Source organism: Novosphingobium sp. ZW T3_23 (assembly GCF_044987305.1).
Classification (GTDB): domain Bacteria; phylum Pseudomonadota; class Alphaproteobacteria; order Sphingomonadales; family Sphingomonadaceae; genus Novosphingobium.
Window position 1 is genome coordinate 52,683 of record NZ_JBJDRF010000034.1, and the last position, 9,795, is coordinate 62,477.

5 protein-coding genes are annotated in these 9,795 nt (G+C 67.2%); all 5 read right to left on the reverse strand.

Features of this window, described 5'->3' with window-relative positions; all coding sequences use genetic code 11:
- Window positions 1-40: 40 nt before the first annotated feature.
- Window positions 41-1,063: a glycosyl hydrolase family 8 gene (locus ACI3K3_RS16890; protein WP_404915717.1), complete on the reverse strand. Its 1,023-nt coding sequence runs from the start codon at window positions 1,061-1,063 to the stop codon at window positions 41-43.
- A gap of 32 nt (window positions 1,064-1,095) precedes the next feature.
- Window positions 1,096-1,557, reverse strand: coding sequence for a cellulose biosynthesis protein BcsD (bcsD, locus tag ACI3K3_RS16895; protein ID WP_404915719.1), 462 nt, complete (start codon window positions 1,555-1,557; stop codon window positions 1,096-1,098).
- Window positions 1,554-5,009, reverse strand: a complete 3,456-nt coding sequence (locus tag ACI3K3_RS16900) for a cellulose synthase subunit BcsC-related outer membrane protein (protein WP_404915721.1) — start codon at window positions 5,007-5,009, stop codon at window positions 1,554-1,556. Before ACI3K3_RS16900 ends, bcsD begins: the two co-directional genes overlap by 4 nt.
- On the reverse strand, window positions 5,006-9,475 hold the full coding sequence (bcsA, locus tag ACI3K3_RS16905) for a UDP-forming cellulose synthase catalytic subunit (protein WP_404915723.1): 4,470 nt from the start codon (window positions 9,473-9,475) through the stop codon (window positions 5,006-5,008). Before bcsA ends, ACI3K3_RS16900 begins: the two co-directional genes overlap by 4 nt.
- The coding region (locus tag ACI3K3_RS16910) for a cellulose synthase operon protein YhjQ/BcsQ (protein WP_404915725.1) at window positions 9,472-9,795 on the reverse strand (324 nt) is incomplete at its 5' end. The genes bcsA and ACI3K3_RS16910, both read right to left, overlap by 4 nt.

Consider the following 9,795-nt stretch of genomic DNA (forward strand, 5'->3'; position numbering starts at 1 on the left):
ACGTCAATCGCCCCTGCATTTGCAGAGGCGATTGACGGCATCACTGGTAACGGGACAGCATCTGCAGAGACGCCGCGTAATAGTCGTTGGTGAGCTGCGAAGGCTGAGCGCTGCCGAGCAGTCTTCCCACTACCGCAGCGCCGCCCGCGGAGATGACATAGTTCGCCTCTTCGCCGGTCACCACGTCGACCCAGGCCGGGATCGGCTTGTTGGCGGCGAGGCATGCGCGCCAGTAGGCGGCCACGTCGGGAACCAGCGACTGGCGCCCCGACACGGCGGCGTAGAGCGGCACGCGGATGGCATCGTATCCGAAACGGGGGGGCTTGTCCCTTGCCGGTGCCACCTGGTTGGCGCCGTTGATGACGACCCAGTCAGAGGGCAGGCGATGGTTGCCGAAGCGGGCCAGGCGCGTAATCGCCTCGCTGTCGCTGATGATTGGGCCCCAGACCTGCTGGCCGTCCAGCCTGACGAAGGCGTCCAGCGCCGGCCAGGCGAAGTAGGACGGGTTGAGCGTCACTTCGTCGCCGTTCACGAAGCCCTGGATGCCGGGAAGCAGCAGGCGGCGGCCATGGCGTTCGATCACGCAATGGCTGCGGATGGCCGAGCGGATCTGCGCGGCCCTGGCGGTATAGTCTCCCCGGTTCCAGCGCTGTCCGGCCATACCCAGGGCCCAGGCGATGACGAGATCGCCATCGGTGGCGTTGTTCTGGTCAGCCACCGGGTTCGGCGATGATGGATCGTAGCGCCAGACGTGGAGCGCCATGTCGGCCCGCGAGAGGTGCGTCTGCGTCCATGCGGCTATTTTCGAAAAGGCTTCGGCATCTCCCGCCTGGTAGGCAAAGAGCAGGCCGTAGCTCTGGCCTTCGCTGTGGCTGACGCCGTTGTTGCCGGTATCGACGATGCGGCCGTCCGGCTTGACATAGGCATCGCGCCAGACCCGCCAGAAAGGGTCGCGAACCGGCGATCGGCTCTGGGCGTCGGTGTTGCATGCAGCCGTCATCGCCAGCATCAGCCCCAGGGTGAAGTTGCGCCGGTTGATGCCGGTGTCGAGAAGAAGGTTCATGCCGATGTTCTTTCGTTGATCGACCGAAGGGCTCAGCGGCCGTGGCGCAGTTCGACCACGTCGCCTTGCCACTGGGCGACCGTATGCAGCGCGGGGCCGCTGCCGAGTACGCGGAACCAGGCGTCATAGGCGCCCTGGAGCAGGCCCAGCATCATCGTCTGCCAGTTGCCCTGCTGATCGGTGGCAAGTGCCTTGGGCAGGTTGCGATGGTGGACGACGATGGCATCGTCACCGACCGCCAGCTCGATTTCGCCCCAGCCGAGATCCTGCCAGAAGCCGTTGATCCGCGCGGCCAGCACGGCCGCGTCGCTGACGCCTTCCAAAGGCTCCAGCGTCGCCATCCGTCGTCCTATGGCTGAAAAGAAGCCTTGCGCCTGCGCGGGCGGGGCGCCTTCGCAGACTTCGGCCGCGGCCATCATCGCCAGAAGCGCGAGGCCTCCGGCGCCGCTCTGCTCGCCTTCCGAGCGCGGCGAGGGAAATGCGTGCAGTTTCATCGGCCTGTGCTCCCGAAATTCTGTCTCACGCCCAATAAGCTCCGGAACTCGTCATAAGATCCGAAGGTGTTGTAACCCGCCTCGCCGCCGATGCGGGTGGTGGGGCTGAGCTTGTAGTAGATCGACAGGTTGCTGGACACGGCAAACCCGGTCTTGCTGATGCTGTCGTAATAGGAGCGCACATCGTTGTTCGCGATCTTGAGCAGGTCGAGCGCGGTCTGCAACTCGGGGTTGATCGGATAGAGATTGGTCCGATCCTGCTTGTAGCTTTGGAAACCGGGCGTGAACGAAGCGCTGATGTCGAACAGTTCGTCTTCCATCGTGTAGTTCACGGGGAAGCCGACGCTGATGAAGTTCTGAGGGCTGAAATAGCCGCCATTGCCCCAGGTGAAGTAGTTCTGGCTCTTGTCGTAGCCCTGGTAATTGACGTTGAGGCCCACGGTCAGGTTCGAATGGGCGCCGTGATAGGCGCGCAGATAGCCGCCGACGTTGGCCTCGAACCCGCTGTTCCGGGCGACGTTGGTGCCCCGGAAGCGATAGTAGCGGCCCTCGGCATAGATGCCGCTGCCGTCCTCGTCATAGGACAGCCCGGCGCCGCCTGCCGTGCGCATCACCTGGCCCCAGCGCATGCCGGTAACGGGGTCGCGGGCGCCGGCGTAGGAGACCACGCTGTCGGTCACGGGCTGGTGTTCCGCGAAGGCCTTGGCGCGCACCGTGTCTGACAGCTTGGGGCTGGCTTCGGCGCGGAACGTGGCCTTGGTCTTGCCCATGCCCACCGGCGTGGTGCCGCCTTCCAGCTTGACCGAGTCACTCTCGTACCCCGCCGAGAAGGCGACGCCGGACGCGTTCTGGGTTTCCGCCGAAGGGAACACCGAGGGTTGCTCGGCAACGATGGAGGCCGCCTCGATCAGGCCGTTGAGGCCGAACCGGGCCTGGCCCGACTGGTTGGCGCGGCCGGCATCGATCACCGAGGCTTCGGACTTGGCGTAGACGCGGCCGCCGGGTGCGTCCGTGGAAAACCGGGCCGAGCCCTTGATCTCGTCGAGCTGACTGAGGCCTGCTTCGCCGGAGCGACGGCGATAGCCGGTGACGATGTCTGCACGGGGACCGCTGTCATGGGCGAGATCGGCGATCTGCGACTGGATCTGCGCCATGACGGGGTCGGCGGAATAGTTGTTCGCGGAACCGGCGTCCATGCCGGTATCGGCCCAACTCCCTCCATAGGCGCCGTTCCCGTAGCTACTTCCCCCATAGGCATTGCCCGAGGCGCCGTAAGGAGCCGGCGCCATGGCGGGAGCGGCATAGCCGCCCGATCCGCCGTTGCCGGAAGGCGCTCCGAACGCAGTGGCCCCAGTTGCCTGAAGACGGGTGCCGCTTCCCAGCGCAAATGGATTGACCTGCTGCGGGGCCGCCACAGGGCGGTCGCGGAAGGGGTTGGAGCCGCCGGCCGGGGTCATCGCGGCGAAGGGGTTGCCGCCGGTCAGTCCATCGATCGAGGTGCCGCCCTGGCCGCGCGCGTAGAGGTTTTGCGCGTCCTTGAGCAGGTTCATCGCCGCGCGGTCGTTGCCGCGGGCGCGCTCGACATTGGCCAGCGAGAGGCGCACCTGGTAGTCCTGCGGGAAGGCGCGGAGCACGTCGGTCTGGGCGCGGCGCGACAGGTCGTTGTCTCCAGCCGCCTGCGCCGTCTCCGCGAGGCCGAGCAGGGCGTCCTTGTCTCCCGGCTTGCGGGCGAGCACGAGCTGCCAGGTCTGCGCCGCGCGCGCGGGCATCCGGCCGCTCTGGTACAGACGGGCAAGTCCGGCCAGGATGTCCATGTTCTGCGGCGAGGCGCTCCAGGCGCTCTGGAGAACATCGAAGGATTCGGCGAAGCGACCTTCCTGGCGGGCGCGGTCGGCCTGGCTGACCTGAAGCGCCGCGTTCATCCTTGCGTAGGCCTGCTGGCCCTCGGCCGAGGTGCCGGCCATGGCGCCGGCGCGTTGAAGCGCCTGTTGCGCCAGATCGTCGCGGCCGACGCGCGCGAGCACGCCGATCAGCCCCTCGTAGTCGGCAACGCCGGAAACCTGGCCCTGCATGGCGTTTTCGGCCACGGAGGCGGCGCCTTGCACGTCGCCGAGTTCATAGAGCGCATTGGCAATGGCGGCCTGCTTGCCGACCGGAATGGCCGACATGGCGCCGAGCTGGCGCAGCGAGGCAAGGGCCTGGGCCTGCTGACCGCTGGCGGCCATCGCCTTGGCACGGGCGATCGCGCCGTCGGTTTTCACGCCGATGGCGAAGCTGCGCATGGGGGCGGTGCGCTGTGCCTCAGGGATCATGTCGATCAGGCGCGCGGCCTCCGATGCACGGCCCAGATCGTTGTTGAGCAGCGCGGCGGCATAGATCGCGTCGGGCTGGCCCATCGAGGCCAGCGAACGGATCAGCGATTCCGCTTCGGGCACGCGGCCGCGTCGGATCTGGAACTCCGCGAATTCGTATCGGATCCAGGGATCGGTCGGATCGAGCACGAGGCCGTTCTGGAATTCGCGCATGGCGCCCATGTCGTCGCCATTGGCGGCAGCGGCAAGCGCGCGGCCCCGTGCGGCGCGCATCTGGAGGCGCTTGTCGTCGGAGCCGCCACCGCCTTGGCCCGCTTGGCGATAGAGGTCGGCGGCGTCGGCGTAGCGGCCCTGCTTTTCGTAGATGTCGGCCAGGAGTTCAAGCGCCGGTGCGGGCTCGTTGTAGCCGGAACGGACCAGCCCTTCGGCCACGGACTGCGCATCGGCCAGGCGGCCCTGCGCCACGAATTTGCGGGCATCGTCCAGACCCGCGAAGAAGCGGGCCGAAGCCAGGCCCTCCGCCCACTGGCTGGCCTTGCCGTAGCGCGAAGCCTGTTCGAGGTAGTTGGCCGCTTCGGCGAACCGGCTTTCGCGCAGGCGCACCAGGCCCATGCCGCCCAGGGCGTCGGGATCGCGGGAGTTGACGGAAAGCGCACGCTGGAACTGGCTGGAGGCGGAAGCGAGATTGCCGTCCTCGAGTGCGTCGAAACCGGCGACGCGGGCCTGACCTGCGCGATTGGCCGAAGTGGTGGGTGCAGGCGCGGTCCGGGTGGCCGCTGCAACTCGCGCGGGCTGCGGATTGGGCTGGGCCGCCGGGGCGCGTGCCGGCGCAGGCTTTGCAGCCTGCCTGGGCGCTGTTTGGGACTTGGGAGCCGATGAGGGCTTCGCCGCGGGTTGCGGCTTGGGGGCCGCAGGACGCGAATTGAGCGCCTGATTGACCGAGGCATTGCCGGGATCGAGCGCCTTCGCACGCCGCAGCGCCTGCTGTGCCAGGTCTTCACGGCCCTTGGAACGCCAGTACTTCGCCTGCTGCAGCAGCGCGTCCACGCCAGCGGACTGGGCATGCGTTATGCCGGTGGTCGCGGTGGAGAGCAGCAGGGCCAGGCCGACGAGGCGAAGGCGGGTCATCGCGGAACTCATGCGTTGTCGTCCTGGTGTCCGAGGCGGCGCTGCGCCTGGCGACGGAAGTAGAGGTAGGTCGGCCCGGCAAGGATCGCGGCCAGGAACAGCGAGAACAGCCCCATCAGCATCGGGCGCTGGCTGAACCAGTAGGCGAGCTTCATCCAGACCGGCAGCGAGCCGACCCAGTAGCGCGAACCGATGGCGAAGCTGGCCATGCCGTCGCCCTTGGTGACGGCGAGGTCGCCCTGGATCGCGGCGTTGATCTTCACGTCGGCCATGCCGTCCACCAGCGCGGGCAGGGCGGCGGCATTGTCCGCGAGCAGGGCAACCACGGTACGGTCCGACGAATAAGGCGATCGGAAGCTGACGATGCCCGAGAAGCCGCGCGCGTTGTAGACGAGCGGCGCGGCGGCCTCGGGATCGTTCTGCGCGGTGCCGCCGAAGAATGAGGTGGCGTACTGGAGCGGCGAGCGCTGGGTGACTTCGAGGTGGCCGCCCACGTAGCGGACGGGCGCCTTTTCGAACAGTGTGCCGGCTCCGGCGAGTTCCACACCGCCGATTACCAGCACGTCCTGTTCCTGAAGATCGGCGGCGCCGACGGAGGAGCTGACGGTGATGCCGGTGACCGGGACACCGGTGGAGTCACCGAAGCGGCCCATCAGCTCCAGGAACGCCTCGACCGAAGCCGGGGCGGGATTTGCGGCCATCACTACGGTCGTCTCGGCAAGATCGGGAGCCGCCGTGAAGGGGAAGCCCGCGCCGGCGAATGTCGCGAGATCGGGCATCAGCAGGGCGTGATAGGCCGAAGTCAGGTCGATCGTGCTGGTGGGATCGATCGAAGTGCGCACGTTCTCGGGCAGGGTGCCGGTGCACTTCTTCTTGTCGGCGATGACCAGGTTGTAGTCGAGCGCCAGCTCGTTCTGGCCGAACAGGTTGTAGCGCGGCAGCACGACCGTGGCCGAGCTGTCCTGGCTCTTGGCGCCGCGCGCGCCGAACAGGTTGCTCCACCAGGTGGAGCTGAGCGGCAGGGTCTTGAGATACTGGCCGTTGAGCGAGACATCGAGGCGCGAGGCGCGCTGGTCGAGCCAGTCGGCCACGGGATAACGATAGGTCAGGTTCAGGCGGCCGCCTTCGCGGGGCCAGAAGAACAGGTCGGGCGCGACGCGGAAGCTGGCGGTGAGCGGGCCGGGGCGGAAGCCCATGCCCTGAAGCGCGTAGGCGGGCATGATCTTGCCCAGCTGCACCGGCTTGTCGGTGGAGATCCAGCGCAAGGCGCCGTAGCGCGGCCAGGCGGGAATGCGCACGCCGTCGAAGGACATGCGCTGCCCGCCGAACACGCCGCGTCCCAGCGCGACGGCACCGGCGGCCACGCGCAAGTCGGCATCGTTCCGGCCCATCAGCACGAGCAGCGTGCCGGTGGGATCGACCGGATTGCGCACGGCGGCAGCGCTGGGGCCGTTGGCGGGCGCGATGTCCAGGCCGGGGATCGACTGGCCGGCCTTGAGGAAGACCACCGCATTGCCCTTGGGCAGCGAACCGTAGAACGGCTTGAACGAGAAGCCGCGATAGGATGCCAGCGATCCCAGCCACGAGGCCGTTGCGGCCGCTGCTTCCAGTTCACCCTTGTGAGGCTGTCCGGCGAAGACGAAGGGCATGCGCAGGGGCACGTTCTGGCCCTTGTCGAAGAACGGCAGGGGCAGGCGCGAGAGGTCGGGCTGGAAGGTGAGCGCCTGGTACTCGACGTCGAGGAACGAGCGGGTGTTGCTGATGTTCGCCCAGAGCGAGCTGTGGAACGGATCCTCGCAGTCGCGGGCGTAGTGGCCCAGGAAGCGGATGTTGATCTGGTTGTCGCCCGGCAGGAGCAGGGCGGCGTTGACGGGGATCCGCAAGGCTTGTCCGCCCGCTTCGGCGCGGGTGAGCGGGACGGCCTGCACGACTTCGCCGTTGACGATGACCACCAGCTGGCTGAGGTCGTCCAGCATCTGGGCGGACCAGGAAAGCTGGAGCGTCAGCACGGCCGAAGTGACGACGCGGTCCTGACGCATGCCGAAGGGTATGCCGATCTCGCCCTGGGTGCCCTGGAGGCGGATCGGGCGCGCGACGCGCATGTCCCTGAACGTCAGGCGTTCGCCAAGGCCGTTGCGCGGCGCGGCTTCAGCGGCGTTCTCGGCCCCATTCTGACCGGCAGCGGGGGCGGCCCTGGTCGCGGCCGGGGCTGGCGCGGCGTGGACTTCGCGGCTTCCGAACACGATGGTCGCTACGCCCAGCGCGAGGGCTGCGGCAAGGCCGGCGGCCTTGGCCAGCGGCAGCAGCGATCGCTTGGGCTTGGCTTCCTTCTTGTCTGTCGGTGCGGGTAGATCGAGAGTGCGGGGCGCCATTGCAGCAAGGGCGCGGCGTTCTGAGAAATTGAGACGCAGCATGCGCTTGATCGTCACCATATCGACAAGAATGATATCGGCCAGCGAGCGAAGCCCGCTGACTTGCGGATTGGGGCCGGTGGGTTGCCAGGCGTCGGCGCGGCCCATGACGGCGCGGACGAGATGGCGGTTCGCCAGCATGTCCAGCTGTTCGAAGCGGACGTAGGCATTGCTTTCGCGGGTGCGCATCGTCTTGACCGGGATCGACAGCACTTCGTCGCCCATGGCCATGGTGATGTGGCGCACGTCCACGTCCTTCGCCGGGAGTTCCGGCGGCAGGGAAAGCGCGGCGCCGCCCATCGAGATGTCGACCGTGGTGGCGCTGACGACGTGCCCGGAGGAGAGATAGGCCGTGACCGGCAGAGCCACCGGGATGCGGATGTCCTGGCGGGCCTGGCGGGTTTCACGTGCCACCGAGACGGCGGCAAGCAGGATGATCAGGCTGAAGCTTGCCCAGGCGCAGTTCAGCACCAGCGTGTCGGTCTGGATGTTGAACATGTAGGGGAAGAACGCCCATTTCACGAAAGCCAGCGACATGCCGCCGACCAGCAGGCCGATGCAGATCAGGTGCGGCTTGACGACGTCCCAGTCGAAATAGGTCTTGTCCAGCAGCGAGCCCTTGTCGGTCACGTTGAACTTGCCCTTGCGGGGCTGGAGCCAGGTCATGACCGTGGGCTTCACGAGGTGGAAGGCCAGGATCGTCTCGTAGACTTCGCCCCAGAACGGGCGGCGGTCACCCGCCTGGGTCCGCTCGTTGGCCACCGACGAGCAGAACAGGTGCGGAAGGGCATAGGCGAAGATCAGCGAGGCCGAGGCCTGGATGATGTTCTGGCCGAAGATCAGGTAGGCGAGCGGGCTGGTCAGGAAGGCGATGCGCGGGAGCGGATACTGGAAGTGCAGCATCGCGTTGAGGTAGCAAAGCCGCTGCTGCCAGGTCAGGCCCTTGCCGAACAGGGGGCAGTCGATGCGCAGGATCTGCGTCATGCCGCGCGCCCAGCGGATACGCTGGCCGACGTGGAGCACAAGGCGCTCGGTGGCGAGACCGGCGGAAAGGCGCGCGCTGATATAGGCGGTGTTCCAGCCGGTGCGCTGGAGCTTCAGCGCGGTGTGCGCGTCCTCGGTCACCGTCTCGCCCGCGAAGCCGTTGGTCTCCATCAGCGCTTCGCGGCGGATGATCGCGCAGGAGCCGCAGAAGAACGTGGCGTTCCAGAGGTCGTTGCCGCCCTGGACGGGGCCGTAGAACAAGTCGCCTTCACCGGGCATCTCGCCCATGGTCGAGGCGAGATTGCGCTGAACCGGATCGGGCGAATACATGTGGTGCGGGGTCTGGAGCAGGGCCAGACGCGGGTCGGTCTGGAACCAGCCCACGGTGAGCTGGAGGAAGGCGCGGGTGGGAACGTGGTCGCAGTCGAAGATGGCGATCAGTTCGCCGTCGGTCTTCTTCATCGCCGCGTTGAGGTTCCCCGCCTTGGCGTGGAGGTTGTTGTCGCGCGTCAGGTAGCCGCAGCCGGCTTCCTTGGCGAAAGCGCGGAATTCGGGACGCTTGCCGTCATCGAGGATGAAGATGCGGTAGCGGTCGACCGGATAGTCGAGGTCCATCGCCGCGAACACGGTGTTGCGGACGATTTCGAGGCTCTCGTTATAGGTCGGGATGTAGATGTCGACCGTCGGCCAGGTTTCCGGATCGCCCTTGGGTTCGATCACCGGGCGGTCGAGCGGCCAACTGGTCTGGATGAAGCCCAGGATAAGGATCAGCCATGCGTAAAGCTCGGCCAGGTAGAGCCCGGTCCCGAACAGGAATTCGGGAAGGGTGCCGAATGCCAGGGTCTGGGTGGTGCGCCAGAACATGTAGCGCGTGGACATCAGCACGGCCAGCAGGCCGAGCGCCAGCGAGCCCTTGCGGCCGGGCCAGCGCTTCATGACCAGGGTGCCGAGGATCGTTACGCCCGCGAACATCCACTGGGCATTGATGTCGAGGGGAACCCCGATCACCATGGCCGCGATCAGCGCGATCGGGACGATTGCCAGCAGTCTGACGGCGCGGTGCGCAACGAGCTTTCGGATCATGCGGCGAGGCTCACCGGCGCGATCCAGGCGTTCGATGTGGAATCCAGCGTGGGCGTTATCGCCTCGGCAATCTGATTCACGTCCGAAAGGGCGACGCTGGCCGGCGCGTAGCGGGCGAGCGTCTGGAGCGTGGCGATGGCTTCGGGAACGGCTTCGTCCATGCGGATGCGTCCGATCAGGCGTTGCCCGGCCAGTTCGCGGATGAAGGCGGCGCCGTGGCGGCCGAGGCGGCGCGTCTCGTCCAGCGCGTTGATGACGAAGGCCGTGCGGGACAGGCCTTCGGGACCGGCATCGCCGAATACTTGCGGAAGCAGGGCCAG

Bases quoted from the DNA above. Each gene is read 5' to 3' on its own strand.
- ACI3K3_RS16890 (WP_404915717.1), bottom strand. From the start codon at position 1,063: ATGAACCTTCTTCTCGACACCGGCATCAACCGGCGCAACTTCACCCTG.
- bcsD (WP_404915719.1), bottom strand. From the start codon at position 1,557: ATGAAACTGCACGCATTTCCCTCGCCGCGCTCGGAAGGCGAGCAGAGC.
- ACI3K3_RS16900 (WP_404915721.1), bottom strand. From the start codon at position 5,009: ATGAGTTCCGCGATGACCCGCCTTCGCCTCGTCGGCCTGGCCCTGCTG.
- bcsA (WP_404915723.1), bottom strand. From the start codon at position 9,475: ATGATCCGAAAGCTCGTTGCGCACCGCGCCGTCAGACTGCTGGCAATC.